At 71.7% G+C, this 25,001-nt stretch carries 30 protein-coding genes and 2 pseudogenes; 8 read left to right on the forward strand and 24 right to left on the reverse strand.

Translation table 11 applies throughout. The features are described from left to right. The coding region (locus LE548_RS11585; RefSeq protein ID WP_225096629.1) for an IS200/IS605 family accessory protein TnpB-related protein at positions 1 to 1,356 on the reverse strand (1,356 nt) is incomplete at its 3' end. Positions 1,357 to 1,538: 182 nt separating this feature from the next. Between LE548_RS11585 and LE548_RS11590 the strand changes: the two are divergent. The 5 genes and pseudogenes from LE548_RS11590 to LE548_RS11610 all read left to right on the forward strand — a co-directional run. Next, positions 1,539 to 2,267: pseudogene (locus LE548_RS11590) on the forward strand (ADP-ribosylglycohydrolase family protein); the annotation flags it as partial. Positions 2,268 to 2,275: 8 nt separating this feature from the next. After that, the gene (locus LE548_RS11595; protein WP_225096630.1) at positions 2,276 to 3,499 is read left to right on the forward strand and encodes an ADP-ribosylglycohydrolase family protein; all 1,224 of its coding nucleotides are present in this window, start codon (positions 2,276 to 2,278) and stop codon (positions 3,497 to 3,499) included. Further along, the gene (locus tag LE548_RS11600; protein WP_225096631.1) at positions 3,487 to 4,851 is read left to right on the forward strand and encodes an ADP-ribosylglycohydrolase family protein; all 1,365 of its coding nucleotides are present in this window, start codon (positions 3,487 to 3,489) and stop codon (positions 4,849 to 4,851) included. The genes LE548_RS11595 and LE548_RS11600 overlap by 13 nt, the downstream gene beginning before the upstream one ends. Further along, positions 4,848 to 5,741 (forward strand): ribokinase, encoded by an 894-nt coding sequence (gene rbsK / locus LE548_RS11605; RefSeq protein ID WP_225096632.1) that lies wholly within the window; start codon positions 4,848 to 4,850, stop codon positions 5,739 to 5,741. Before LE548_RS11600 ends, rbsK begins: the two co-directional genes overlap by 4 nt. After that, a pseudogene (locus tag LE548_RS11610) lies at positions 5,738 to 6,347 on the forward strand (CoA transferase); the annotation flags it as partial. The gene rbsK and the pseudogene LE548_RS11610, both read left to right, overlap by 4 nt. 73 nt (positions 6,348 to 6,420) lie before the next feature. On the opposite strand, the gene lgt reads toward LE548_RS11610, so the two are convergent. The 9 genes from lgt to LE548_RS11650 form a co-directional block, all read right to left on the reverse strand. After that, entirely contained in the window at positions 6,421 to 7,368 is a 948-nt protein-coding gene (gene lgt / locus LE548_RS11615; protein ID WP_225096633.1) for a prolipoprotein diacylglyceryl transferase, read from the reverse strand. A gap of 95 nt (positions 7,369 to 7,463) precedes the next feature. Beyond that, positions 7,464 to 8,240: a thioredoxin domain-containing protein gene (locus tag LE548_RS11620; RefSeq protein WP_225096634.1), complete on the reverse strand. Its 777-nt coding sequence runs from the start codon at positions 8,238 to 8,240 to the stop codon at positions 7,464 to 7,466. 111 nt (positions 8,241 to 8,351) lie between these two features. After that, the gene (trpA, locus tag LE548_RS11625) at positions 8,352 to 9,170 is read right to left on the reverse strand and encodes a tryptophan synthase subunit alpha (RefSeq protein ID WP_225096636.1); all 819 of its coding nucleotides are present in this window, start codon (positions 9,168 to 9,170) and stop codon (positions 8,352 to 8,354) included. Beyond that, positions 9,167 to 10,450: a tryptophan synthase subunit beta gene (gene trpB / locus LE548_RS11630; protein WP_225096637.1), complete on the reverse strand. Its 1,284-nt coding sequence runs from the start codon at positions 10,448 to 10,450 to the stop codon at positions 9,167 to 9,169. The genes trpA and trpB overlap by 4 nt, the downstream gene beginning before the upstream one ends. A gap of 70 nt (positions 10,451 to 10,520) precedes the next feature. Continuing rightward, positions 10,521 to 10,754 carry a tryptophan biosynthesis modulator TrpM gene (gene trpM, locus LE548_RS46450; RefSeq protein ID WP_374116061.1) on the reverse strand — a complete coding sequence of 78 codons (234 nt, stop codon included), beginning with the start codon at positions 10,752 to 10,754 and terminating at the stop codon, positions 10,521 to 10,523. 21 nt (positions 10,755 to 10,775) lie between these two features. Continuing rightward, positions 10,776 to 11,585 (reverse strand): indole-3-glycerol phosphate synthase TrpC, encoded by an 810-nt coding sequence (trpC, locus tag LE548_RS11635; RefSeq protein ID WP_225096639.1) that lies wholly within the window; start codon positions 11,583 to 11,585, stop codon positions 10,776 to 10,778. A gap of 156 nt (positions 11,586 to 11,741) precedes the next feature. Next, positions 11,742 to 12,185 (reverse strand): DUF2752 domain-containing protein, encoded by a 444-nt coding sequence (locus tag LE548_RS11640; protein ID WP_225096640.1) that lies wholly within the window; start codon positions 12,183 to 12,185, stop codon positions 11,742 to 11,744. A gap of 130 nt (positions 12,186 to 12,315) precedes the next feature. Continuing rightward, on the reverse strand, positions 12,316 to 12,576 hold the full coding sequence (locus tag LE548_RS11645; protein WP_225096641.1) for an HGxxPAAW family protein: 261 nt from the start codon (positions 12,574 to 12,576) through the stop codon (positions 12,316 to 12,318). A 201-nt stretch (positions 12,577 to 12,777) separates the two neighbouring features. Beyond that, the gene (locus LE548_RS11650; RefSeq protein ID WP_225096825.1) at positions 12,778 to 13,413 is read right to left on the reverse strand and encodes a TIGR02234 family membrane protein; all 636 of its coding nucleotides are present in this window, start codon (positions 13,411 to 13,413) and stop codon (positions 12,778 to 12,780) included. 258 nt (positions 13,414 to 13,671) lie between these two features. Between LE548_RS11650 and LE548_RS11655 the strand changes: the two genes are divergently transcribed. Beyond that, positions 13,672 to 14,886, forward strand: a complete 1,215-nt coding sequence (locus LE548_RS11655; protein ID WP_225096642.1) for a S53 family peptidase — start codon at positions 13,672 to 13,674, stop codon at positions 14,884 to 14,886. A 6-nt stretch (positions 14,887 to 14,892) separates the two neighbouring features. Here LE548_RS11655 and LE548_RS11660 read toward each other — a convergent pair whose 3' ends face one another. Next, complete coding sequence (locus LE548_RS11660; protein WP_225096643.1) at positions 14,893 to 16,371, reverse strand: anthranilate synthase component I; 1,479 nt, start codon at positions 16,369 to 16,371, stop codon at positions 14,893 to 14,895. An 11-nt stretch (positions 16,372 to 16,382) separates the two neighbouring features. Then, positions 16,383 to 16,784 carry a phosphoribosyl-AMP cyclohydrolase gene (gene hisI / locus LE548_RS11665; protein ID WP_225096645.1) on the reverse strand — a complete coding sequence of 134 codons (402 nt, stop codon included), beginning with the start codon at positions 16,782 to 16,784 and terminating at the stop codon, positions 16,383 to 16,385. 157 nt (positions 16,785 to 16,941) lie between these two features. Here hisI and LE548_RS11670 point away from each other — a divergent pair, with 157 nt between their 5' ends. Then, a complete protein-coding gene (locus LE548_RS11670; protein WP_225096647.1) occupies positions 16,942 to 17,577 on the forward strand; it encodes a TIGR03085 family metal-binding protein in 636 nt (211 codons plus the stop codon). 29 nt (positions 17,578 to 17,606) lie between these two features. After that, positions 17,607 to 18,005, forward strand: a complete 399-nt coding sequence (locus LE548_RS11675; protein WP_225096649.1) for a VOC family protein — start codon at positions 17,607 to 17,609, stop codon at positions 18,003 to 18,005. A 3-nt stretch (positions 18,006 to 18,008) separates the two neighbouring features. Here LE548_RS11675 and LE548_RS46455 read toward each other — a convergent pair whose 3' ends face one another. The 12 genes from LE548_RS46455 to hisD form a co-directional block, all read right to left on the reverse strand. Beyond that, positions 18,009 to 18,143 (reverse strand): hypothetical protein, encoded by a 135-nt coding sequence (locus tag LE548_RS46455; RefSeq protein ID WP_374116063.1) that lies wholly within the window; start codon positions 18,141 to 18,143, stop codon positions 18,009 to 18,011. 204 nt (positions 18,144 to 18,347) lie between these two features. Beyond that, entirely contained in the window at positions 18,348 to 18,506 is a 159-nt protein-coding gene (locus LE548_RS11685) for a hypothetical protein (RefSeq protein ID WP_225096650.1), read from the reverse strand. Then, the gene (locus LE548_RS11690) at positions 18,494 to 18,868 is read right to left on the reverse strand and encodes a hypothetical protein (RefSeq protein ID WP_225096651.1); all 375 of its coding nucleotides are present in this window, start codon (positions 18,866 to 18,868) and stop codon (positions 18,494 to 18,496) included. Before LE548_RS11690 ends, LE548_RS11685 begins: the two co-directional genes overlap by 13 nt. Further along, positions 18,865 to 19,083 (reverse strand): hypothetical protein, encoded by a 219-nt coding sequence (locus tag LE548_RS11695; RefSeq protein WP_225096653.1) that lies wholly within the window; start codon positions 19,081 to 19,083, stop codon positions 18,865 to 18,867. The genes LE548_RS11690 and LE548_RS11695 overlap by 4 nt, the downstream gene beginning before the upstream one ends. Positions 19,084 to 19,150: 67 nt before the next feature. After that, on the reverse strand, positions 19,151 to 19,906 hold the full coding sequence (hisF, locus tag LE548_RS11700) for an imidazole glycerol phosphate synthase subunit HisF (protein WP_225096654.1): 756 nt from the start codon (positions 19,904 to 19,906) through the stop codon (positions 19,151 to 19,153). 6 nt (positions 19,907 to 19,912) lie between these two features. After that, on the reverse strand, positions 19,913 to 20,308 hold the full coding sequence (locus LE548_RS11705; protein WP_225096655.1) for a RidA family protein: 396 nt from the start codon (positions 20,306 to 20,308) through the stop codon (positions 19,913 to 19,915). Continuing rightward, positions 20,305 to 21,030, reverse strand: a complete 726-nt coding sequence (priA, locus tag LE548_RS11710) for a bifunctional 1-(5-phosphoribosyl)-5-((5-phosphoribosylamino)methylideneamino)imidazole-4-carboxamide isomerase/phosphoribosylanthranilate isomerase PriA (RefSeq protein WP_225096656.1) — start codon at positions 21,028 to 21,030, stop codon at positions 20,305 to 20,307. Before priA ends, LE548_RS11705 begins: the two co-directional genes overlap by 4 nt. A 3-nt stretch (positions 21,031 to 21,033) precedes the next feature. Further along, positions 21,034 to 21,675 carry an imidazole glycerol phosphate synthase subunit HisH gene (hisH, locus tag LE548_RS11715; RefSeq protein ID WP_225096657.1) on the reverse strand — a complete coding sequence of 214 codons (642 nt, stop codon included), beginning with the start codon at positions 21,673 to 21,675 and terminating at the stop codon, positions 21,034 to 21,036. Then, on the reverse strand, positions 21,672 to 21,836 hold the full coding sequence (locus tag LE548_RS11720; protein WP_225096658.1) for a hypothetical protein: 165 nt from the start codon (positions 21,834 to 21,836) through the stop codon (positions 21,672 to 21,674). Before LE548_RS11720 ends, hisH begins: the two co-directional genes overlap by 4 nt. Positions 21,837 to 21,840: 4 nt before the next feature. Next, positions 21,841 to 22,434 (reverse strand): imidazoleglycerol-phosphate dehydratase HisB, encoded by a 594-nt coding sequence (gene hisB, locus LE548_RS11725; protein ID WP_225096660.1) that lies wholly within the window; start codon positions 22,432 to 22,434, stop codon positions 21,841 to 21,843. Beyond that, on the reverse strand, positions 22,431 to 23,537 hold the full coding sequence (locus LE548_RS11730; protein ID WP_225096661.1) for a histidinol-phosphate transaminase: 1,107 nt from the start codon (positions 23,535 to 23,537) through the stop codon (positions 22,431 to 22,433). The genes hisB and LE548_RS11730 overlap by 4 nt, the downstream gene beginning before the upstream one ends. Then, positions 23,534 to 24,886 (reverse strand): histidinol dehydrogenase, encoded by a 1,353-nt coding sequence (hisD, locus tag LE548_RS11735; RefSeq protein ID WP_225096662.1) that lies wholly within the window; start codon positions 24,884 to 24,886, stop codon positions 23,534 to 23,536. The genes LE548_RS11730 and hisD overlap by 4 nt, the downstream gene beginning before the upstream one ends. Positions 24,887 to 25,001: the final 115 nt, after the last annotated feature.

The raw sequence follows: 25,001 nt of genomic DNA on the forward strand, positions 1-25,001 counted from the left end.
CACCGCGGCCGCGTCGTGGCGGGTGGTCTTCCTGGTTGTGCTGGTGAGGGGTTTCTGCCAGTGTTCGGCGCCCCACTTGGAGGTGTAGGCGGGGTCGACGGCGATCACGGGGATGCCGAGTTCGGCCGCCATGCTGACCAGTCGGGCCCGCAGCCTGGACACTGGCATGCCGGAGATGAGGTGGCGGAACTTCTTGCGGTGGCCGTGCTTCTCTCGGGTCTTCTCAGCCTGGAAGTCGAGGTTCTCGACCGCGATCGACAGCCCGTGGCGTTTGGCCCAGTGCAGCAGCCGGATCAGGGCGTGGCGGACCTGGGCGTCGCGATGGCTTGCGGTGCCGGTGAGGTCGTAGCCGAACCGGTGGGGTTCGCCGACGGGGTTGCCGTGGGTGTCGAGGCGCCAGGCGGCGAGGTGGTCGGCGTTGGTGTCCACGCCGACCAGCCCGTTCGCGCGGGCCGCCGCCAGCGGCACGGTCTTGACCGGGGGGATGGTCCACGACGCGGTGAGGTACCAGCGGTCGCGGGCTGTGTCTTCGTGGATGCGGTAGGCGACCGCCCGGTTGGCGGCGACGCGGTCGGCCCACTGCTCACCCCGGTGTGCGAACGCCACCTTCGCGGCGAGCACATACCGGCCGTGCGGGGCGTTGGCAAGGTGCGCCAAAGGGGCCGGGAGCTTGATGCTCACCTCGCCGTCGGGGGTGACACGGATGGTCTCGTTGCCGAACCGCTTGCCTGACTCGCCGTCCGCCGCAAGGAACCGGCGCTCGGCCTGCCACCGCGCACGCCACCGCTCCTCGGTCAGATCAGCAGCTTCCAGGTGGTGGCGGGTGTTCAGCAGCCGCTTCCCGCCGCGCACCACGCGCACGACACCGGCCTGCCACTCCGCCCGCGCCGCATCCAGCCGGTCGGCCAGCACCTGCAGGCGGCGCGCCTTCGCATGCCACTCCCGCCTGCTGCGGTAACCGCCAGGCGCCCTCTTCGAGCCCTTCTCCCCAACCGGCAGGGACAACCGATGCTTGATCGTGTCGATTCCGGCTTCGAGGCTGTGGATGTGGGCGAGCTGGCCGCGCCGGGCAAGCGCCCACTGATCGTGGGTGGCCTTCGTGATCGAACCCGCCCACCGGGAGGAGGACTCCTGCGTCAGCACGCGCTTGCGCTCGGCCCACCGCTCGCTGTCATGACCCAGCCCCGCCACGCACCGCGCTTTGAGGTCACGACAGGCGAGACTGCCGAGCAGATCACCGACCAGCCGCAGCACCTCCTCATCCTCGGGGGTCAGGTGCTTGAGTCGGGTACGGATCGCCACACCGGACGGACCCAGGGCGACGAACGATGCCGCCATCTCCCGCAGCCCGCCCACGCATTCACCCCCGTCCCCGTGTCGGCCGAAGCCTTGCTCACCACACCCAACGGCCATCACCGGTAAAGGTCACGCATTCGACGAACAAACGCACATCCATCTCCTGGCCCCGCAAGCCCCGTGGCCCGGACACTCACCCATGCACGCCAGAACACGCTCATCCGCAGTCAGCGGGCAACAGTTCCCAACCCACCGCCCCCCGCCTCGGCCCCTCCGACGACGCCGAGTGGGCCGCCTTCGCCGCGGAGGCGGTGCTGCGGGCCGGCGACGACAACCCGCACTACTTCGACGACGCGGCCTGCGTGCGCGCCTGTGTACTCGCCGTCGCCCACCCCGGCGACCCCGAACGTGCCGCCGCCCTCGCCGAGTTCGACGCCCGCTACACCCAGGACGGCGACGGTGTGCACGGCGCCCGCGCGATGGCCGCGGCGCTCGCGCTCGCTCTCACCGGCGCCGGCACCGACACCTGCGTGACCGCCGCGCTCGCCGAACTCCCGGCCGACACCGAGATCGGCCGCAACACCCGCCACGCGCTCGCCCTCGCCGAGGACACCGACTCCGCCTTCGCCCTCGTCCCGCTCCTGGAGCACCAGATCGTCGACCACGTCTACAGCTACGGCATCGCCGCCGCCGAGACCGTCCCGGTCGCCCTCGCCCTGGCCACCGCGGCCGGTGGCCGGGTCGAGGCGGCCGTACCCGCCGCCGCCTGCCTGTCCCGCGTCGCCGACTCCGCCCCCGCCCTCGCCGGCGCGCTCACCGGAGCGCTCGGCGGCGCCGCCGCCATCCCGCAGACCTGGCGGGACGCCTGCCGCACCCTCTCCGGCTGCGTCCTGCCCCGCCTCACCGGCACCGACCTCGTGGAACTCGCCGGGCTCCTGGAAGCCGCACAACCGGCCCGCCCAGGAGGATGATTCGGGGCATGACGCCCAAGGGTCCCCATGCGCCCACAGAAGATGAGCTGAGCCGCAAAACAGCCGCAAGCAGCGAAAGCTGCCCCGTCGGCCTCGACGAACGCATCACCCGCGCCCTCGTCGGAGCCGCCGTCGGCGACGCCCTCGGCGGCCCGGTCGAGGGGTACTCCCCCGAGCAGATCGCCGAGCGCCACGGCGGCCGCGTCCACGGCATCGTCGGCCCCTGGCACGGCGACGACTGGCGCACCGCCCGCCCGATCGCGCCGTACCACAAGGGCGACGGCCACGTCACCGACGACACCCTGATGACCCATGCGCTGGTCCGGGTGTACGGCCATGTCCGCGATCATCTCGACGCCTACGCCGTCGCCGAGCACCTGGTCCCGGACCTGATGACCAACCCCCGCTGGATTCCGGAGCTCCAGGCCGAGGCCCTGCCCCTGCACCGCCTCTTCCTCGCCGAGAAGTGGCTGGTCGCCCGGCTCGCCTACGGTCACGCCGACCCCCGGGAGGCCGGCGTCGGCAACATCGTCAACTGCGGTGCGGCGATGTACATGGCCCCCGTCGGCCTGGTCAACGCGGCCCACCCGGCCGCCGCGTACGCCGAGGCGCTGGACATCGCCGGTGCGCACCAGTCGTCGTACGGCCGGGAGGCGGCCGGAGTCCTCGCCGCGGCCGTCGCCGCCGCGGCCGCCCCGGGCGCGACCCCCGACTCGGTCGTCGCCGCCTGTCTGAGCCTGGCGAAGGACGGCACGCGCGAGGCGATCGAGAAGGTGTGCGAAGTCGCCGTGCGGCACCGGGACTTCGAGTCGGCGCTACGACCCCTGCGCGCGGCGGTCGCCCCGTACGACACGGTCGGCCCGGACTACCGCGCGCCCTCCCTCGCCGCCCGCCGCCCCTCCCGGCTGCACGCCGTCGAGGAACTGCCCGTCGCGCTCGGCATGGTGCTGGTCGCCGGCGGCGACTACCGGCACGCCGTGCTCGGCGCGGTCAACTACGGCCGGGACTGCGACTCGATCGCCACGATGGCCGGTGCCCTCGCGGGCGCCCTCGGTTCCCCTGTACCGGAGGAGTGGGCGAAGACGGTGGCCGAGGCCAGTCGCCTGGACCTGTGGGCGCCGGCCCGCACGCTCACCGAGGTCACGCGGGAGATCTTCGCGGCGGACGTGCGCCGCCGCCGCACCCACGAGCGGGCCTTCGCGGCACTCGGAGGCACCGCATGCTCCGACTGACCTGGGTCCAGCCGGAGGACCTGCTGGGGCACGAGCTCCGCCAGGCCCGTCTGGACGGCCGCGAGCCGTCGGCGATCGAGGCCCGCTGGCGCGCGGCGGGCGGCCCGGACGCGCCCGAGCGGGCGGGGGCCTCCCCGCACCGCGCGTCCCGCTATCTGCGTCTGCTGGCGGAGGATCTGCTGGACGAACTGGCCGATCTGCCGAGCAGGCTGGCGGAGGACGAGCCGACGGACCTGGAGAAGATCAAGTCCCTGTGCGCACACTGGCCGGCCACCCCTGTGCGCCGCCGCTGCCCCGACCCGACCGCCCTCGAAGCCGCCTGGCTCGGCCGGGCCATCGGCTGTCTGCTCGGCAAGCCCGTCGAGAAACTCCCCCTCGACGGCATCCGTGCCCTCGCGGGGGCCGCCGGCAACTGGCCGCTCACCACCTACTTCACCGCCGTCGGCGTACCCGGAGACCTCCTCGCCGCCCACCCCTGGAACCGCCGCTCGGCCGCCAGCTCCCTCGCCGAGAACATCGACGGGATGCCGGAGGACGACGACCTCAACTACCCCCTCCTCAACCTCCTGCTCCTCCAGCGCCACGGAAGGTCCTTCACGACCATGGACGTGGCCCGGCTCTGGCTGGACGAGCTCCCGCCCGGCCGCGTCTTCACGGCCGAGCGCATCGCCTACCGCAATCTCCTGACCGGCATCGAGCCCCCGCACACGGCCCGGCACCGCAACCCCTTCCGCGAGTGGATCGGCGCCCTGATCCGCGCCGACGTGCACGGCTGGACCAACCCCGGTGACCCGGCTGCGGCGGCCGAACAGGCGTACCGCGACGCGGTGTTGACCCACACCGCCAACGGCGTCTACGCGGCGATGTTCACGGCCGCCGTCATCGCCGTCGCGGCCACCGGCAGCCATGATGTCCACGCCTGCCTGCGCGCCGGCCGCAGGGTGATCCCGCCCCGCTCCCGGCTCGCGAAGGCGATCGACCACGCCGTTCAACTGGCCGCGCATCACGGCGACTTCACCGACGTCGTCGATGAACTCCACGCCACCTACGCCCCCGCCCATCACTGGGTCCACGCGATTCCCAACACCGCCGTGACCGTCGCCGCCCTCACCCACGCGGACGGCGACTTCGGAGGGTCCATCTGCCGTGCGGTGTCGGGGGGTTGGGACACCGACTCGAACGGTGCCACGGCCGGCAGCGTCGCCGGTCTGCTCGCGGGCGGCCCGGCGGCGCTCCCCGAGCACTGGCGGGCCCCGCTGAAGAACCGGCTCGCCAGCACCGTCGCCGACTTCGACGGCACCGGCTTCGACACTCTCGCCCACCTCACCCATCTGGAGACGGCCCGCCCATGACCCACATCGTCGTCCTCGGCAGCACCAACATGGACCTCGTCACCTACGTCATGAAGGCCCCGCAACGCGGCGAGACCGTGACGGGACGGGAGTTCCGTACGATCCCCGGCGGCAAGGGCGCCAACCAGGCGATCGCCGCGGCCCGCGCCGGTGCCACCGTCTCGATGATCGGCGCGGTCGGCAACGACGCCTTCGGCCAGCGGATGCGCGAGGCCCTCGAACACTCCGGCGTGGACACCGACTTCCTGCGCACGGTCGAGGGCCACTCCGGGACCGCGCACATCGTGGTGGACGACGAGGGCGGCAACGCCATCGTCGTGATCCCCGGCGCGAACGGCACCGTCGACCATCTCTCCCCCGGCGACGAGGGCGTGATCGCCTCCGCCGACGCGCTGCTGCTGCAACTGGAGATCCCGATGGCCGCCGTCGTCGCGGGCGCGCAGGCGGCCCGCCGGCACGGGGTCCGTACGGTCCTCACCCCGTCCCCCGCCCAGCCGCTGCCGCCCGAACTCCTCGCCGCGACCGAGCTGTTGGTGGCCAACGAGTACGAGGCGATCACCCTCACCGGCCGCACCGACCCGCGCGAGGCCGCCGCCGCCCTGCTGGACCTGGTGCCGGAGGTCGTCGTCACCCTGGGCGCGACCGGCAGCCTGTACCGGGCCCGGGGTGCCGAGCCGCTCGTGGTCCCGGCGCCGCGGGTGACCGCCGTCGACTCCACGGGGGCCGGGGACACCTTCGTCGGCGCGCTCGCGGTGGCCCTCGCCGAGGAGAAACCGGTGCGCGAGGCCCTGTCCTGGGCGGCCGCCGCCGCGGCGATCTCCGTCCAGCGGGAAGGGGCGTCGGCGTCGATGCCGTACCGCCCGGAGATCGAGGCCCAGTACCACGCATGAGCACGACGACTTCGCCGCTGACCGGTCCGCGGGTGCTGGACCTTGCGGCCCTGTGCGCCGGCCCGACCCGTCCCGGGGACACGGTCCGGCCCGGCACGGGGTCGGGATGTGGTGGAAGCTGCTCGGTCGCACCAAGCGTGCCATCACCCTCGACCCGTCCACGCCCGGCGGCCGGGCCACGCTGCTCCGCCTCGCCCAGAGCGCCGACGTGGTGATCGAGAACTTCCGCCGGGGGACCCTGGAGAAGTGGAACCTGGGCCGGGACGAACTGCCGGCCGCCGGCCCACGGTCGGCCCGACCGAACGGCTGACCCAGCCCCCGGACGTCACGAGACCCGGAGGAACCGTGGTTCGCGACCGGCGCGGGCCGGGCCGCCCAGGCCGGCGTCCTGGACGAGGCGGTCGGCTCCTGGATCGCCGTCCGCCTCCACGGCGAGGTGCCGGCGGCTTCGAGCAGGCGGAGGCCGCCGTCGCCCCGGTCCAGGACATCCGGGAGGTCCGGGCCGAACCCCGGTACCAGGTGCTGGACGCGATCACCACGGTCCCCGATCCCGAACTGGGCCCGCTGCGCATGCAGAACTCCCGGTGCCGGCGGACGCCGGCGCCGGCCCGCGAGAGCTGAGCACATATACCGAGGGCGCCCGGAAGATCCGGGCGCCCTCGTGTCGCACAAGCAGCCGTCAGGTCTTCGTCGTCCCCGACTCGGCCTCGTCCTTCGTCTCCACGGCATCGGGCTCGGCCTTGTCCTCGCCCTCGCCCTCGGAGGCAGCAGCGTCCGCCTCAGAACCGGGTGTCTCGGCAACAGCCTCGGGAGCCTCGGGTTCGACCACGGCTTCCCTGCCGGGCCGCATCCTCGACGACACCACCATGTACGTCACCGCCAGCAGGAACACGATCATCGCGGTCCAGTCGTTGAGGCGGAGGCCCAGGATGTGGTGGGCGTCGTCCACGCGCATGTACTCGATCCAGCCGCGGCCCACGCAGTACGCGGCGACGTACAGGGCGAACGCCCGGCCATGGCCCAGCTTGAAGCGGCGGTCGGCCCAGATCACCAGGAAGCCCACGCCGATGCACCACAGGGACTCGTACAGGAAGGTCGGGTGGTAGTAGCCCGGCACCCGGCCGCCCTCGGCGGAGGTGATGTGCAGTGCCCACGGAACGTGCGTCTCGCGGCCGTACAGCTCCTGGTTGAACCAGTTCCCCCAGCGGCCGATGGCCTGCGCGAACGCGATGCCGGGCGCGACGGCGTCGGCGTACGCGGGCATCGGGACGCCCCGGCGGCGCGCGCCGATCCACGCGCCGAGCGCGCCGAGCGCGATGGCGCCCCAGATCCCCAGGCCGCCCTGCCACACCTTGAAGGCGTCCACCCAGTCCCGGCCCTGGCTGAAGTACAGCTCGTAGTCCGTGATCACGTGGTACAGCCGACCGCCGACCAGGCCGAACGGTACGGCCCAGACCGCGATGTCGGCGACCGTGCCGGCCCGCCCGCCCCGGGCGATCCAGCGCTTGTTGCCGAGCCAGACGGCGACGAAGACGCCGATGATGATGCAGAAGGCGTAGCCGCGCAGCGGGATGGGGCCGAGGTACAGCACCCCGCGCGACGGGCTGGGAATGTAGGCAAGTTCCATGGCAAGTCCGACGCTACCGTGCCGGGCCGTGGGGACGGCAAGCAGCCCGGCTACGGGTCCATAACGGGGGCGCCCGGAAAGGGCCGGTGGGGCGCCTATTTGCGGTCGGCCGCCTCCACCATCTGCTTGAGCTTGGCCGGGGTCATGCTCTGGTCCTGGGCGATGTTCTTCCCGCCGAACAGGACCGTGGGCGTGCCGGTCAGGCCGGCGGACTGGAAGGCCTTGTGGGACTTGTCCACCCAGGCGTCGTGGGTGCCGTCGTTCACGCACTTCTGGAAGGCGGACGTGTCGAGACCGCCCACCTTGCCGGCGAGATCGATCAGCTTGGCGTTGTCGCTGAACGCGTCGTCGGTCTCTTTCGGCTGGTTCGTGTACAGCACGTCGTGGTAGTCGCGGAACTTTCCGGCGTCCTGGGCGCAGGCCACGGCGTTGGCGCCGCGCAGGGAGCCGGTGCCGCCGAGGTTGCCGTCGATCAGGCGGACGAGGTGGTACTCGATTCTGAGCTTGCCCGCGTCGACCAGTTCGTGGAGCGTCGGGCGGTAGGCGATCTCGAAGGCCTGGCAGGCCGGGCAGCGCATGTCCTCCCAGACGGTGAGCGTCGACTTGGCGCTGTCCTTGCCGACCGGGATCGCGAGGCTGTCCTTGCCCTGCGCGCCCGAGGGCGCCACGACCGGGCCCGCCTTCTCGCCGCCCTTGTTCTTGCCGGCGTTCGCGGCGAGCACGCCGATCACCGCCGCGAGGCCGAGGACGCAGACCACGCTCGCGCTCACGATCAGCGTGCGCCGCCGCCTCTCCGAGGCCTTCTGCTTCTCGCGCTCGACCGCCAGCCGCTCCCGGGCGCTGCGCTTTCCGTCATGGTTCTTCTGGCTCACACCCCCAGAACGAACCGGGGAGGCGCAGCGCGCCTCCCCGGCCTGAGGTCCACCCGTTCGAGTGACCGAATGTTCCGTATTACTGACGGTTCACGAAAGGCTCACCGACGGTTACGCCTGTCCGCGCACGCCCTTCGCCAGCTCCCCGGCCAACTCGCGGACCGCCGTGAGGCCCGCCGCGTGGTCGGGGGCGTCCAGCATCCGCTTCACGAACGCCGAGCCGACGATGACACCGTCGGCGAAGCCGGCCACCTCGGCGGCCTGGGCCGCGTTGGAGACGCCGAGGCCGACGCAGACGGGCAGCTCGGTGCCGGTGGCGCGGGTGCGCTCGACCAGGTTCTGGGCCTGCGCACCGACCGACTCGCGGGTGCCGGTGACGCCCATCAGCGAGGCGGCGTAGACGAAGCCGCTGCCCGCCGCGGTGATCTGGGCGAGCCGCTCGTCCTTGCTGCTCGGCGCCACGACGAAGACCGTCGCGAGGCCGTGCTTGTCGGCGTGCTCCCTCCACAGCGCCGACTCCTGCACGGGCAGGTCGGGCAGGATGCAGCCCGCGCCGCCCGCCTCCGCCAGCTCGGCGGTGAAGCGCTCGACGCCGTAGCGGTCGATGGGGTTCCAGTACGTCATGACGAGGACGGGCTTGCCGGTGGCCTCGTGGGCCTCCTTGACCGTCCGCATGACGTCCGCGATCTTGACGCCGCCGCGCAGGGCGATGTCGTCGGCGGTCTGGATGACGGGGCCGTCGAGGACGGGGTCGCTGTGCGGCAGACCGACCTCCACGACGTCCGCCCCGCCGTCGAAGACGGCCTTGATCGCCTCGATGCCGCCGTCCACGGTCGGGAACCCGGCCGGGAGGTAGGCGATGAGCGCGGAGCGGCCCTCGGCCTTGGCAGCCGCGAGGGTGTCCGACAGCAGCTGGATCTTCCCGCTCACTTGGCGTCCCCCTCGATCTCGGCGGTGTCGGCCGCGTCGGCGGCGACCGCGGCGTCGGTGTCGTACAGCCCGAAGTAGCGCGCGGCGGTGTCCATGTCCTTGTCGCCGCGGCCGGAGAGGTTGACGACGATCAGGCCGTCCTTGCCCAGCTCCTTGCCGACCTCCAGGGCGCCGGCCAGGGCGTGGGCGCTCTCGATGGCCGGGATGATGCCCTCGGTGCGCGACAGCAGGCGCAGGGCCTGCATGGCCGCGTCGTCGGTGACCGCGCGGTACTCGCCGCGGCCCGAGTCCTTCAGGTAGGAGTGCTCGGGGCCGATGCCCGGGTAGTCCAGGCCCGCCGAGATCGAGTACGGCTCGGTGATCTGGCCTTCCTCGTCCTGGAGCACGTAGGACCGGGAGCCGTGCAGGATGCCGGGCTCGCCGGCGGTCAGGGTGGCCGCGTGCTCGCCGGTCTCGATGCCGTGCCCCGCGGGCTCGCAGCCGATGAGGCGGACGGAGGCGTCCGGGATGAAGGCGTGGAAGAGGCCGATGGCGTTGGAGCCGCCGCCGACGCAGGCGATCGCGGCGTCGGGCAGCCGGCCGGCGCGCTCCAGGAGCTGACGGCGGGCCTCCACACCGATCACGCGGTGGAAGTCGCGGACCATGGCCGGGAAGGGGTGCGGGCCGGCGACGGTACCGAAGAGGTAGTGGGTGTGGTCGACGTTGGCGACCCAGTCGCGGAACGCCTCGTTGATGGCGTCCTTCAGAGTGCGGCTGCCGGACTTCACCGCGACGACCTCGGCGCCGAGCATGCGCATGCGGGCCACGTTCAGGGCCTGGCGCTTGGTGTCGACCTCGCCCATGTAGATGGTGCAGTCGAGGCCGAACAGGGCGCAGGCGGTGGCGGTCGCGACGCCGTGCTGGCCGGCGCCGGTCTCCGCGATCACTCGGGTCTTGCCCATCCGCTTGGTGAGCAGGGCCTGGCCGAGGACGTTGTTGATCTTGTGGGAGCCGGTGTGGTTGAGGTCCTCGCGCTTGAGGAAGATCCGGGCGCCGCCGGCGTGCTCGGCGAAACGGGGGACCTCGGTGAGTGCCGACGGGCGGCCGGTGTAGTTGACCATCAGGTCGTCGAGCTCTCGGGCGAACTCGGGATCGTGCTTGGCCTTGTCGTACTCGACGGCGACCTCGTCCACGGCGGCGACGAGGGCCTCCGGGATGAACTTGCCGCCGAACACGCCGAAGTAGCCCTCGGCGCTCGGCACCTGGCCGGTGGGGTCAGGGAAGAAGAAATTGCTGGGCATGCCAGAACCTCACGGTGAGTGTGCGTGAAAAGACACTGTTCGCCGTGGGGGCGGAGCTTGTCGTACGACCTCAGGCCGTGTGCGGCTGGTCGCGCCCACACGACGGAGTCGCATGGTCGGATACAGCCCCGCGCCCCTTCAGGGCGCGCTGCCATCGACGTCCGTTCACCTGCCCAGGCTCGTCACCGATGACATAACGCACGCGACGGCCGTGGACGCGCCTCGCCGGCGCTCGGCAGCCTCTTGGGCGGCAGCCGCGCGCCAAACGGGCGTAGCGGTCCACGGTCGTCACGGTGAGAGTCATCGGTGCCAGCCTACCGGGTGATCAGCTCCGGCCGTGGCGCAGTGCGGGGTGTTCGCCCGCGGCGACCAGGTCGGCGACGGCGGTCTTCGGGTCGCGGCCGGTGACGAGGGACTCGCCGACCAGGACCGCGTCGGCGCCCGCGTTGGCGTAGGCGATCAGGTCGTGCGGGCCGCGGACGCCGGACTCGGCGACCTTGACGATGTGGTCCGGGATCTCCGGGGCGACCCGCTCGAAGGTGGTGCGGTCGACCTCAAGCGTCTTCAGGTTGCGCGCGTTGACGCCGATCACCTTGGCGCCCGCGTCCACGGCCCGCTCGGCCTCGTCCTCGTCGTGGACCTCGACGAGCGGGGTGAGGCCGATGGAGACCGCGCGCTCGATCAGCGACTCCAGGGCCGACTGCTCCAGGGCGGCGACGATCAGCAGCGCGAGGTCGGCGCCGTACGCGCGGGCCTCCCACAGCTGGTACGACGTGACGATGAAGTCCTTGCGCAGCACCGGGATGTCCACGCGCGCGCGGACGGCCTCCAGGTCGGCCAGCGAGCCGCCGAAGCGGCGCTGTTCGGTGAGGACGGAGATGACGGCCGCACCGCCGGCCTCGTAGTCCGCGGCGAGCCCCGCCGGGTCGGCGATGGCGGCCAGCGCGCCCTTGGAGGGGCTGGAGCGCTTGACCTCGCAGATCACCTTGACGCCGTCGCCCTTGAGCGCGGCCACCCCGTCCTTCGCGGCGGGTGCCTTGGCCGCGCGCTCCTTGAGCTCGTCGAGGCTGACGCGTGCCTGCCGCTCCGCGAGGTCGGCACGGACTCCGTCGATGATCTCGTCGAGCACACTCACGCGAGCGGCCCCCTTCCAGACGGTGGTTCCTTCAGGTTCCGGGTTCCAGGTTCTTCAGGTCTGAAAACCCGTGGTCAATGCGATGGTATCCGCAGCGGGCCGGTGCCCTCGCATCCGGTGGACGCCAGTCCCACTACCTGGACGTTCCCCACGTGATCAAGGATGCAACCAGCCGCCCCAGGGCAGGTTCCGGACAGTCGTGAACACCAGCAGCAACACGCCGATCCCCCAGAGGTGGGCCCGTCCGAGGTCCGGTCGCAGCGGCAGGCCGCGCACCGTGCGGACCACCCAGACGGCCCACAGCACCGCGAAGCCCAGGTAGCCGGCCACGGCCGGCGCGTTGTCGCGCAGCGCGGTGAGCAGGTCGCCGTGGACGAAGGCGTGCGCGCTGCGCAGCCCGCCGCAGCCGGGGCAGTACAGGCCGGTGAGGCGGTACAGCGGGCAGACGGGGTAGTGGCCGGATTCGTTCGGGTCGACGGCACCGACGTACGCGAAGGCGCCCGCGACGACCGCGAACAGCGCGCCCGGGACGGCGAGCCGCCGCAGGACGGGGGCGGTCGGCGCGGGCGCGGGCGGGGCCACACGGCTGTCGGCATTCACCCTGGCATTGTGCAACGCGGCCCGGGCGTCCGCGCGGCGCCGCAGGCGGCGGAAGAAGCGGGGAAAACCCGAGGGGCGGCCCGCACCTGTCCGGGTGCCGGGCCGCCCCTCGCGGGCGGTGTGGTGGCGCTCAGCTCTCCGCGGTCGCCGGCTCACGGGTCGCGACGGGCGCGCCGACCATCTTGAGGGGCTTGGGGTTCTGGCCGAGACCCATGGCGCGCATGATCCCACCGACCACCGCGCCGGCACCGATGAGCACCATGCCGGCCCAGAAGCCGACGGAGTTGGCCATCACCATGAAGGCGCCCGCGACCAGGAAACCGATGAAGGAAATGATGACGCCGGTCCAGGCGGCCGGGGTGTGACCGTGGCCGTGGCTGCTGCCCGCCATGTCTGTGCTCCTCGTTGCTGTGTACGTGTCCCAGGAGAGCGGCGTACGTGTCGTACGGCTCCGAGCCCGCCCGTCACTGTCCGAGCCGGACGCTCGCCGTCCATTGTCCCGTACGCACGCGCGTGCCGGACGCGGGGGTGGCGTCTGGTTCGCCACACCCGCTGCGGCTTGACCGGTACTTGACCGGCCCTGGGCGGCGGCTCAGGAGCCGGTCGGGTCCTCGCCCCGGTCCAGGGCCTTCCAGATCTCCTCGGGCCGCTCCGGGTCGGCCGGCCGGGCCTTGCGGCGCGGGCGGTCGGTGCCGCGCTCGTAGCGGCCGGACATGGCGGGCCACAGGCTTCCGTAGCGCAGCGCGAGCAGGCCGGCCAGCAGGATCAGCGCACCGCCGGCGACCGCCACGTAGGGCCAGCCGGTGTGGCTGAGCGAGGCGACCGTGGCGGAGGTGTCGCCGCTCGCCTGGGCCGCCTTGTCGTCCAGCGCGGAGCTGTCGGAGGCGGACACCAGGGCGGCGGCCGCGATCCCGGCGCCGGACAGCGCGAGCAGCCCGGCGACGACGAGGCGGCCGGCCCTGCGGACGGCGAAGACGGCGACGAGCGCGGCGAGGCCCACTATCGCGAGGGCCGCGGGGACGCCCGTGACGTCGCTGCCCTTGGCGGTGAGCGGGAAGGAGCCGCCGGCCACCGTCGCGGTGCCCTCCGCCCAGCGCTGCCGGGTCGCGAGCAGCGTCACGGCCGAGCCGAGCGCACCGCACAGAAGAGCGAGGGCGAGGCTCCGCCGGCCGGACCGGGCGGGTCCGGCCGGGCGGGGGTGAGGTACGGCAGCAGTCATGTACTCCACTATCGCCTGAACCCCGGGCGAACCCTCACCCGGGTCCGTCAACCCATGAGCCGCCCAGATTTCCATCATGGCCATGCCAGGAATGGCATATGAATTCCTCATGAAAGGCAAAGCAACGTTCCTGCTTCAACAACGACCTTGTTGACGTGATCCCGACATCCGTACGTTCTCCGCGTCCCTGGCGTGCACCACGCGCCGGGGTGGCACCGCGCACCCCCCACAGCCCTTCCCGGTCACCCACTTCGTGGAGGACGTACGTTGCGCAGAACCGCTTCCCTCACCGCCGTGGCCACGCTCGCCACGGCCGCCCTCGCCCTGGCCGCCCCCGTCGGCCAGGCCGCGCAGGCCACCCACTCCCCCGGCCTCAGCGTCGCCCGCGCCTGCGCGGCCCCGACGCAGAAGGACGTGATGGCCTGCAACGCTCTTCAGGTCACCGCCGGCACCCCGGCGTCGGCGCACGCCGAGAGCGCCCTGACGGCCGCCGCCGCCCCCTCCGGCTTCGGCCCCGCCTCACTCCAGTCGGCGTACAACCTGCCCTCCGCGACCGGCGGTTCGGGCCAGACCGTGGCGATCGTCGACGCCTACGACGACCCCAACGCCGAGTCCGACCTCGCCGCCTACCGCTCCCAGTACGGCCTGTCCGCCTGCACCACGGCCAACGGCTGCTTCAAGAAGGTCGACCAGAGCGGCGGCACCAAGTACCCGCGCGGCAACTCCGGCTGGGCCGAGGAGATCTCCCTCGACCTCGACATGGTCAGCGCCGCCTGCCCGAACTGCAAGATCCTGCTGGTGGAGGCCAGTTCGGCCAGCATGACCAACCTGGGCACGGGCGTGAACACCGCCGTCAAGCTGGGCGCGAAGTTCGTCTCCAACAGCTACGGCGGCTCCGAGTCATCGAGTGACGCGTCGTACGACTCCACCTACTTCAACCACCCGGGCGTCGCCATCACCGTCTCCTCCGGTGACAACGGCTACGGCGTCCAGTACCCGGCGGCCTCCAAGTACGTGACGGCGGTGGGCGGTACGTCCCTGAAGACGGCCTCCAACACGCGCGGCTGGACCGACACGGTGTGGAGCGGGGCCGGCTCCGGCTGCTCCGCGGACGACGCCAAGCCCAGCTGGCAGAAGGACTCCGGCTGTGCGAACCGCACGGTCGCGGACGTCTCGGCCGTGGCCGACCCCAACACCGGTGTCGCGGTGTACGACACCTACGGCCAGGGCAGCGGCTGGATGGTCTTCGGCGGCACCAGCGCCTCCTCGCCGCTGATCGCGGCGACGTACGCGCTGGCCGGCGCCCCGTCCTCCGGCTCCTACCCGTCGTCGTTCCCGTACGCCCACACCTCGGCGCTGAACGACGTCACCAGCGGCTCCAACGGCAGCTGCTCCGGCTCGTACCTGTGCACCGGCACCACCGGGTACGACGGGCCGTCCGGGCTCGGCACGCCGAACGGCACCGCCGCGTTCACCGGCTGAACCTCCCTATGAGGTAAGCCGGTTGGCCGTGTGCACCGCGCGGAGGACCGCCGCCGCCTTGTTGCGGCACTCCTGGTCCTCCGCCACCGGGTCGGAGTCGGCGACGATGCCGGCTCCGGCCTGGACGTAGGCCGTGCCGTCGCGCAGCAGGGCCGTACGGATGGCGATGGCCGTGTCGGAGTCGCCCGCGAAGTCGAGGTAGCCGACGCAGCCGCCGTACAGACCGCGGCGGGACGGCTCCAGCTCGTCGATGATCTGCATCGCACGCGGCTTGGGGGCGCCGGAGAGGGTGCCCGCGGGGAAGCAGGCGGTGAGCACGTCGAAGGCTGTGCGGCCCGGGGCGACCGTGCCGGTGACGGTCGAGACGATGTGCATCACGTGCGAGTAGCGCTCGATGGACATGAAGTCGACCACCTCGACCGTGCCCGGCCGGCAGACCCGGCCGAGGTCGTTGCGGCCGAGGTCCACCAGCATCAGGTGCTCGGCCCGCTCCTTGGGGTCGGCGAGCAGCTCCTCGGCGAGGGCCTGGTCCTCCTGCGGGGTGGCCCCGCGCGGACGGGTGCCGGCGATGGGGTGGACCATGGCCTGCCCGTCCTCGACCTTCACCAGGGCCTCGGGGGACGAGCCGACGACGTCGAACCCGTCGAAGCGGAACAGGTACATGTACGGCGAGGGGTTGGTGGCCCGCAGGACGCGGTAGACGTCCAGCGCGCTCGCCGTGCACGGGGTCTCGAAGCGCTGGGAGGGCACGACCTGGAAGGCCTCGCCCGCGCGGATGCGCTCCTTGATGTCCTCGACCGCGGTCTGGAAGTCGGGGCCGCCCCACAGCGCGGTGTACTCGGGCAGCTCCGAGGGCGGCAGCACGGCGGGCGGCTGGGCCACCGCGCGCGTGAGGTCGGCCTCCATCGCGTCGAGCCGGGCCACGGCGTCCGCGTAGGCCTCGTCCACCCCGGTGTCGAGGTCGTTGTGATTGATCGCGTTGGCGATCAGCAGGACCGAGCCCTCCCAGTGGTCCATCACGGCGAGGTCGCTGGTCAGGAGCATGGTCAGCTCGGGCAGACCCAGGTCGTCGCGCTCGCCGGGGCCGATCTTCTCCAGGCGGCGGACGATGTCGTAGCCGAGGTAGCCCACCATGCCGCCGGTGAAGGGCGGCAGGCCCTCCTGGTGCGGGGTGTGCAGGGTCTGCAGCGCGGCGCGCAGCACCTCCAGCGGGTCGCCGTCGACCGGGACGCCGACGGGCGGGGTGCCCTGCCAGTGGGCCTGGCCGTCGCGCGTGGTGAGGGTGGCGGCACTGCGGACGCCCACGAAGGAGTACCGGGACCAGGAGCGGCCGTTCTCCGCGGACTCCAGGAGGAAGGTGCCGGGGCGCTCGGCCGCGAGCTTGCGGTAGAGCGCGACCGGGGTGTCGCCGTCGGCGAGGAGCTTGCGCGTGACCGGGATGACGCGCCGGTCGGCGGCGAGCTTGCGGAAGGTCTCAAGGTCCATGGCCGCTGACCTTACTGATCCGCGCCCGGGGCGCCCGCATCGGCGTCCTTGAGCAGCACGTCCTCGTCGAAGCAGGTGCGCGCGCCGGTGTGGCAGGCGGCGCCGACCTGGTCGACCTGGACCAGCACGGTGTCGGCGTCGCAGTCCAGCGCGACCGACTTCACCCACTGGAAGTGGCCCGAGGTGTCGCCCTTGACCCAGTACTCCTGGCGGCTGCGCGACCAGTAGGTGCAGCGGCCGGTGGTCAGCGTGCGGTGCAGCGCCTCGTCGTCCATCCAGCCGAGCATGAGCACCTCTCCGGTGTCGTACTGCTGGGCGATGGCGGGGACGAGTCCGTCGGGGCTGCGCTTGAGGCGCGCGGCGATCTCCGCGTCGAGGCTGCTGGGCCGGGGCGTGCCGGTCGTGCTGGTCATGGGGCCATTGTGCCGCGCGGCAGTGACAGTCCGAACGGACCGTCCATCGATTGAGCGCTTCGGCGCGATGGGGGTGCCCCCTCTGGGGGAGCCTCGGTGAGGGGTGGTGGCCGGGTGACGGGTGGGCGGACTGCGCGCCTGGTCGTACGCTGACTCCATGTCGACCTTCGCCAAGCGTGAACGGCTGCTGCTCGCAGACCTGCTGGAGACCGTCGGACCGGACGCCGAGACCCTCTGCGAGGGGTGGCGGGCCCGGGATCTGGCCGCGCATGTGATCGTGCGCGAGCGCCGCCCGGACGCGGCCGGGGGCACGCTGATCAAGCAGCTGGTGCCGCGCCTGGAGAAGGTGATGGCCGAGTACACGGCGAAGCCGTACGACGAGCTGATCCAGCTGATCCGCACCGGCCCGCCGCGCTTCTCACCGTTCCAGCTGAAGCAGGTGGACGAGGCGGCCAACATCGTCGAGTTCTACGTCCACACCGAGGACGTCCGCCGCGCCCAGCCGGACTGGAGCCCGCGCGAGCTGGACCCGGTGTTCCAGGACACCCTGTGGTCCCGGCTGGAGCGCACCGCGCGGCTGCTGGGCCGGGGGATTCCGACGGGTCTGGTGCTGCGCCGCCCGGACGGGCAGACGGCGGTGGCGCACCGGGGCACGCCGGTGGTCACGGTGACCGGTGAGCCGTCGGAGCTGCTGTTGTTCGCCTTCGGCCGGCAGAGCGCGGCCCGGGTGGAGCTGGAGGGCGACGCGGACGCCGTCGAGAAGCTGCACGAGACCAAGCAGCTGGGCTTCTGACCCAGCTCGTCCGGGACGGGAGCCACGCCGTGATCAAGGTCGCGATGACGGGTGTGTACGTGGACGACGTGGCGGCGGCGCACGCCTTCTACACGGACGTCCTGGGCTTCGAGACGCGGCTCCACATGGACCTGGGCGACGACACCCTGTTGGTCACGGTCGGCGCGCCCGGCGGGGCCCAGCCGGAGCTGCAGTTGGTGCTGGAGCCCGGGCGGGGCCCGATCGCACAGTCGTACCGGGGAGCGCTGTACGACGCGGGCATCCCGTGCATCGTCTTCTCCGTGGACGACCTCCGGGCGGAGTACCACCGGCTGCGCGGCCTGGGCGTCCGGTTCACCCACCCGCCGCAGCGGCAGGGTCCGGTGCTCGCGGCGGTGTTCGACGACACCTGCGGCAATCTGGTGCAGCTGATCCAGTCGGAAGGGTGACCCTCACCAGGGCAGTTCGACGGTGCGCAGGGCCGGCACGGCGAGGGCGACGACCCCGCCGAGTCCGCAGACGGCGGCGCTGACGACGTAGACCGGGCGCAGCCCCCAGGCTCCGGTCGCGGCGGCCGCGAACGGCATGCTGAGCGGCGTGAGACCGAGGCTTGACCGAGGCTGACCAGGCTGGACACGGCGGTGACCCGGCCGAGGCAGGCGGGGTCGGCCTGGGTGTGGAGCAGCGCGCCAGACATCACTCCGCTCAACCCGGTACAGCACGGCCCGGGGCAGCGCGCTCGCCGACATCACGAGCCCGGCCTGCGCCGGGGTGCCGGAGCGGACAGCGGCTCAGGACAGGGCGAGGTAGTAGACGCTGTCACCCAGCATCGAGGACGTGTAGGCGGCGAGCCAGCGCCGGACGTTGCCGTCGCGGTGGGCGGGCAGCGCAGACGCCGTTCCCGCCCGGGAGGCGGCTATGCCGGAGCGGGTCACGGTCAGGCGGCCCACTCGCGCAGCAGCCGGGCGATTTCCGCCAAGTCGGCCTCGTCGCTGCGGATGTCTGCGACGAGTTTCGCGACCTCGCCGTAGGGCAGATCGAATTGCACCCCGGACTGTTCCATGTACTCCCACGCGCAGGCGATGCCGATGGAGGCGTTGTAGTCGGTGAAGGGCCGCAGTCTCAGGGCCGTGTGCAGGAAGGTCGCCGCACGCGAGGGAATCTCCTCGTAGTACGGGTCACCGGCGACACGTTCGTACCTGTGGCGCTCGACCATGCAGTGCAGTGCACCCCAGTCACGGATCGGCGTGTTCTGCGGCGAGACGTTGACCTGAACGTTGAGGATCCAGCCGGCGTCTACATAGAGCGTCACCGCAGGCCCGCCGGGAATCGCTCCTCGAAGTCGGCCATGATCTCCCGGGCCTTCTTCGAGGCCCCCTCGACGAACCGCTGCTTCTGCCGCCTGCGCACCACGTCCTCGGTCAGTATGTCGTGCGCGAGCCGCTTGATCGCGACGCCCTGTTCCTTGGCCTCCGCGCGCAGCTCGGCCAGCTCTTCCTCGGTGAACTCGATCGTGATGCCAGGCATACGAGCAGCCTAACTATCGCGCAACCATGATCACTACCGCATTCACTACCAAGAGTGCCTGCTCGAACTACCGAACGGGGTGCCCCGCTTCCCGCAGGGTCTGCTTCACCTGGCCGATCCGCAGGTCGCCGAAGTGGAAGACGGAGGCCGCGAGCACCGCGTCCGCGCCCGCAGCGACGGCCGGCGGGAAGTCGGCCAGCTTGCCGGCGCCGCCCGAGGCGATGACCGGGACCGTGACGTGCTTGCGGACAGCGGCGATCATCTCCAGGTCGTAGCCGTCCTTGGTGCCGTCGGCGTCCATGGAGTTCAGCAGGATCTCGCCGGCGCCCAGCTCGGCAGCCCGATGCGCCCACTCGACCGCGTCGATGCCGGTGCCCTTGCGGCCGCCGTGGGTGGTGACCTCGAAGGACCCCGACTCGGTGCGGCGGGCGTCGACCGACAGCACCAGGACCTGGCGGCCGAACCGCTCGGCGATCTCCCGGATCAGGTCGGGCCGGGCGATCGCGGCGGTGTTCACGCCCACCTTGTCGGCGCCCGCCCGCAGCAGCTTGTCCACGTCCTCGGCCGTACGGACGCCGCCGCCGACCGTCAGCGGGATGAACACCTGCTCGGCGGTGCGGCGCACCACGTCGTACGTCGTCTCCCGGTTGCCCGAGGACGCGGTGATGTCCAGGAACGTCAGTTCGTCGGCGCCTTCGGCGTCGTACACCTTCGCCATCTCGACGGGGTCGCCCGCGTCGCGCAGGTTCTGGAAGTTGACGCCCTTGACGACCCGGCCGTTGTCGACGTCCAGGCAGGGGATGACTCGGACCGCCAGGGTCATGACTGCTCAGGCTCCTCTGAATGCTTCAAGCTCTACTTCGACCAGGATGCGCGGGTCGACGAAGCCCTCGACCACGAGAAGGGTCGTGCACGGGCGCACGGAGTCGAACAGCTCCTTGTGGGCCCGTCCCGCCTCGTCGACGTCGCGCACATGGCTCAGGTACATACGGGTGCGGATCACGGACTCGACGCCGAGCCCGAACTCCTTCAGCGCGTCCAGGGCGTTGCCGAAAGCGACCCTGGTCTGCTCGTACGGATCGCCCTCGCCGTACAGCACCGTGCCCTTGAAGGACGTGGTGCCACCGACGGACACCCGGTCCCCCGCCGCGACGGCGCGCGCGAATCCGAAGCTCTCTTCCCAGGGACTTCCGCTCTGCACGCGCCGTACGGCATCGGACGTCATGACGACACAGCCTCCAAGGCCTCTTCCAGGGTGAACGCCTTCGCGTAGAGGGCCTTCCCGACGATGGAGCCCTCGACACCGAGGGGTACCAGCTCGGCGATGGCGCGCAGGTCGTCCAGCGACGACACGCCGCCGGAGGCCACGACCGGGCGGTCGGTGGCGGCACACACATTGCGCAGCAGCTCCAGGTTGGGGCCCTGGAGCGTGCCGTCCTTGGCGATGTCGGTGACCACGTAGCGGGCGCAGCCCTCGCGGTTGAGGCGGTCCAGCGTCTCGTAGAGGTCGCCGCCGTCGCGGGTCCAGCCGCGGCCGCGCAGGGTCGTGCCGCGCACGTCCAGGCCGACCGCGATCTTGTCGCCGTGCTCGGCGATGACCTTGGCGACCCACTCGGGGGTCTCCAGGGCGGCCGTGCCGAGGTTCACCCGGGTGCAGCCGGTGGCGAGGGCGGCGGCCAGCGAGGCGTCGTCGCGGATGCCGCCGGACAGCTCCACCTTGATGTCCATCGCCTTCGCGACCTCGGCGATCAGCTCGCGGTTGTCACCGGTGCCGAACGCGGCGTCCAGGTCGACCAGGTGCAGCCACTCGGCGCCGGAACGCTGCCAGGCGAGGGCGGCCTCCAGCGGGGAGCCGTACGAGGTCTCCGTGCCGGACTCGCCGTGCACGAGGCGGACGGCCTGGCCGTCCCGGACGTCGACGGCGGGGAGCAGTTCGAGCTTGGCCATGGTCTACAGGGTTCCGATCCAGTTGGTGAGGAGCTGGGCGCCGGCGTCGCCGGACTTCTCGGGGTGGAACTGGGTGGCCCACAGGGCGCCGTTCTCCACCGCGGCCACGAACGGCTTGCCGTGTGTCGACCAGGTGATCCTGGGGGCCTCGATCAGCGGGTTGTTCGTCTCCAGCTGCCAGTCGTGGACGGCGTACGAGTGCACGAAGTAGAAGCGGGCGTCGGCGTCGAGGCCGGCGAACAGCTCCGAGCCGGCGGGGGCGTCGACGGTGTTCCAGCCCATGTGGGGCACGATCTCGGCCTGGAGCGGCTCGACCGTGCCGGGCCACTCGTCCAGGCCCTCGGCCTCCACGCCGTGCTCGATGCCGCGCGCGAAGAGAATCTGCATGCCGACGCAGATGCCCATCACCGGGCGCCCGCCGGACAGCCGCCGGTCGATCACCCAGTCACCGCGGGCGGCCCGCAGGCCCTGCATGCAGGCGGCGAAGGCACCGACGCCGGGCACGAGGAGCCCGTCGGCGTTCATCGCCTTGTCGAAGTCACGCGTGATCTCGACATCGGCGCCCACGCGCGCGAGGGCGCGTTCGGCGGAGCGGACGTTGCCGAAGCCGTAGTCGAAGACGACCACTCGCTTGGGAGCGCTCAATTCCACACCCCCAGCCGCAGGACGCCCGCGACGAGGCACATGGCCGCGCCGATGGAGAGCAGCACGATCAGGCTCGTGGGCATCTTCTGCTTGACGAAGGAGATGATGCCGCCGACCAGGAAGAGGCCGACGACGATCAGGATCGTGGACAGACCGTTCATGGGTTTACAGCGCGCCCTTCGTGGAGGGGAGGATGCCGGCCGCGCGCGGGTCGCGCTCGGAGGCGTAGCGCAGCGCCCGGGCGAGGGCCTTGAACTGGCACTCCACGATGTGGTGCGCGTTGCGCCCGTACGGCACGTGCACGTGCAGCGCTATCTGCGCCTGGGCGACGAAGGACTCCAGGATGTGCCGGGTCATCGTGGTGTCGTACTCGCCGATCATCGGCGCCATGTTCTCGGGCTCGGTGTGCACGAGGTACGGGCGGCCGGACAGGTCGACGGTCACCTGGGCGAGGGACTCGTCCAGCGGGACCGTGCAGTTGCCGAAGCGGTAGATCCCCACCTTGTCGCCGAGCGCCTGCTTGAAGGCGGCGCCCAGCGCGAGGGCGGTGTCCTCGATGGTGTGGTGGGAGTCGATGTGCAGGTCGCCGTCGGTCTTCACGGTCAGGTCGAACAGACCGTGCCGGCCGAGTTGGTCGAGCATGTGGTCGTAGAAGCCGACGCCGGTGGCGATGTCGGTTCTCCCGGTGCCGTCGAGGTCGATCTCGACCAGAACGGAGGTCTCCTTGGTGATGCGCTCCACGCGTCCAACGCGGCTCATGCCTCAAGCTCCTTCTTGACTTCACGGACCGCGTCGAGGAACGCGTCGTTCTCCTCCGGGGTGCCGGCGGACACCCGCAGCCATCCCGGTACGCCGTTGTCCCGGACCAGGACGCCCCGGTCGAGGATCTTCCGCCAGGCCTCGTGGGCGTTCTCGAACCGGCCGAACTGCACGAAGTTGGCGTCGGACTCGGTGACGTCGTAGCCGATCGCGCGCAGCTCGGCGACCAGCCGGTCCCGCTCCGCCTTCAGCTGCTCGACGTACTTGAGCAGGGTGTCGGTGTGCTCCAGGGCGGCCAGGGCGGTCGCCTGGGTGATCGCCGACAGGTGGTACGGCAGCCGGACGAGCTGGACGGCGTCCACGACCGCCGGGTCGGCGGCGAGGTAGCCGAGGCGCAGGCCCGCCGCGCCGAACGCCTTCGACATCGTGCGGGAGATGACGAGGTGCGGCCGGCCCGCAAGCAGCGGCAGCAGCGAGTCGCCGTGGCTGAACTCGATGTACGCCTCGTCCACGATCACCATCGACGGCTTGGCCGCCTGGGCCGCCTCGTACAGCGCGAGGACCGTCTCCGGCGGGACCGCGTTGCCGGTGGGGTTGTTGGGGGTGGTGATGAAGACGACGTCGGGCTTGTGCTCGGCGATGGCCTCGACGGCCGCCGCGAGGTCGATCGTGAAGTCCTCGTTCCGCGGACCCGAGATCCAGCCGGTGCCCGTCCCGCGCGCGATGAGCGCGTGCATCGAGTACGACGGCTCGAAGCCGATCGCCGTACGGCCCGGTCCGCCGAAGGTCTGCAGCAGCTGCTGGATGACCTCGTTGGAGCCGTTGGCGGCCCAGACGTTCTCGACGCCGAGGGGGTGCTTGCCCGTCTTCGTCAGGTACGCGGCCAGCTCGGTGCGCAGCTGGACCGCGTCCCGGTCGGGGTAGCGGTTCAGGTCGCGGGCGGCCTCCCGGACCCGCTCCGCGATCCGCTCGACCAGCGGCTCGGGCAGCGGGTAGGGGTTCTCGTTGGTGTTCAGCCGTACGGGGACGTCCAACTGGGGCGCGCCGTAAGGGGACTTGCCGCGCAGCTCGTCCCGTACGGGGAGATCGTCGATGCGTGTCACTTGCCCTCTGGAACCTTCCACCCGCTGTGTCCGATTTGTTCGCCTCCGGCAAAACGTGCCTTGATCGCCGCGCCGTGCGCCGGCAGGTCCTCCGCCTCCGCCAGCGTCACCACGTGATGGGCGACGTCGGCGAGCGCGTCCTTGGTGTAGTCCACGATGTGGATGCCGCGCAGGAAGGACTGGACGGACAGGCCCGAGGAGTGGCAGGCGCAGCCGCCGGTGGGCAGGACGTGGTTGGACCCGGCCGCGTAGTCGCCGAGCGAGACGGGGGCCCAGGGGCCGATGAAGATCGCGCCCGCGTTCCTGACCCGGTCGGCGACCGCCACGGCGTCGGCGGTCTGGATCTCCAGGTGCTCGGCGCCGTACGCGTCGACCACCCGCAGACCCTCCTCCAGGCCGTCCACGAGGACGATCGCGGACTGTCGGCCCTTGAGGGCGGGCACGATCCGGTCCTCGATGTGCTTGCTGGCCGCCACCTGCGGCTCCAGCTCCTTCTCCACCGCGTCCGCCAGCTCCGGGGAGTCGGTGACGAGGACGGCGGCGGCCAGCGGGTCGTGCTCGGCCTGGCTGATCAGGTCCGCGGCCACGTGCACCGGGTCGGCGGTGTCGTCGGCGAGGATCGCGATCTCGGTCGGGCCGGCCTCGGCGTCGATGCCGATCTTGCCGGTGAAGAAGCGCTTGGCGGCCGCCACCCAGATGTTGCCGGGGCCGGTGACCATGGTGGCGGGGGCGCAGGACTCGGTGCCGTACGCGAACATCGCGACGGCGGTGGCGCCGCCCGCGGCGTAGACCTCGTCCACCCCGAGCAGGGCGCACGCGGCCAGGATCGTCGGGTGCGGCAGGCCGCCGAAGTCCGCCTGCGGCGGGGAGGCGAGCGCGATGGACTCGACGCCGGCCTCCTGGGCCGGTACGGCGTTCATGATCACGGAGGACGGGTACACCGAGCGGCCGCCGGGCGCGTACAGCCCGACGCGCTCGACCGGCACCCACTTCTCGGTCACCGAACCGCCGGGCACCACCTGGGTGGTGTGCGTGCTGCGGCGCTGCTCGCGGTGGACCAGGCGGGCGCGGCGGATGGACTCCTCCAGCGCGGCACGCACGGCGGGGTCCAGAGCCTTGAGGGCGTCGGTGAGGGCCTGGGCCGGCACACGGACGGATTCCAGCCGTACTCCGTCGAACTTCTCGGCGAAGTCGATCAGCGCCGCGTCGCCACGATGATGCACGGCCTCGCAGATCGGACGCACCTTCTCCAGGGCGGCCTGAACGTCGAAGTCGGCTCGGGGCAGCAGGTCGCGCAGGGCGGGGCCCTCGGGAAGGGCGTCGCCGCGCAGATCGATTCGGGAGATCACGGACTCAATTCTCGCAGACCGGGGTCGGGAGCCGTGCGCGCGTATCAATGGCTGATACAGAACGTGGCCGAATTCGGAAGATCCCCTTCACCTCTGGTGTTCCATCCGTCACTGA

It is taken from the genome of Streptomyces sp. CoH27 (assembly GCF_020181035.1).
Lineage (GTDB): Bacteria > Actinomycetota > Actinomycetes > Streptomycetales > Streptomycetaceae > Streptomyces > Streptomyces camelliae.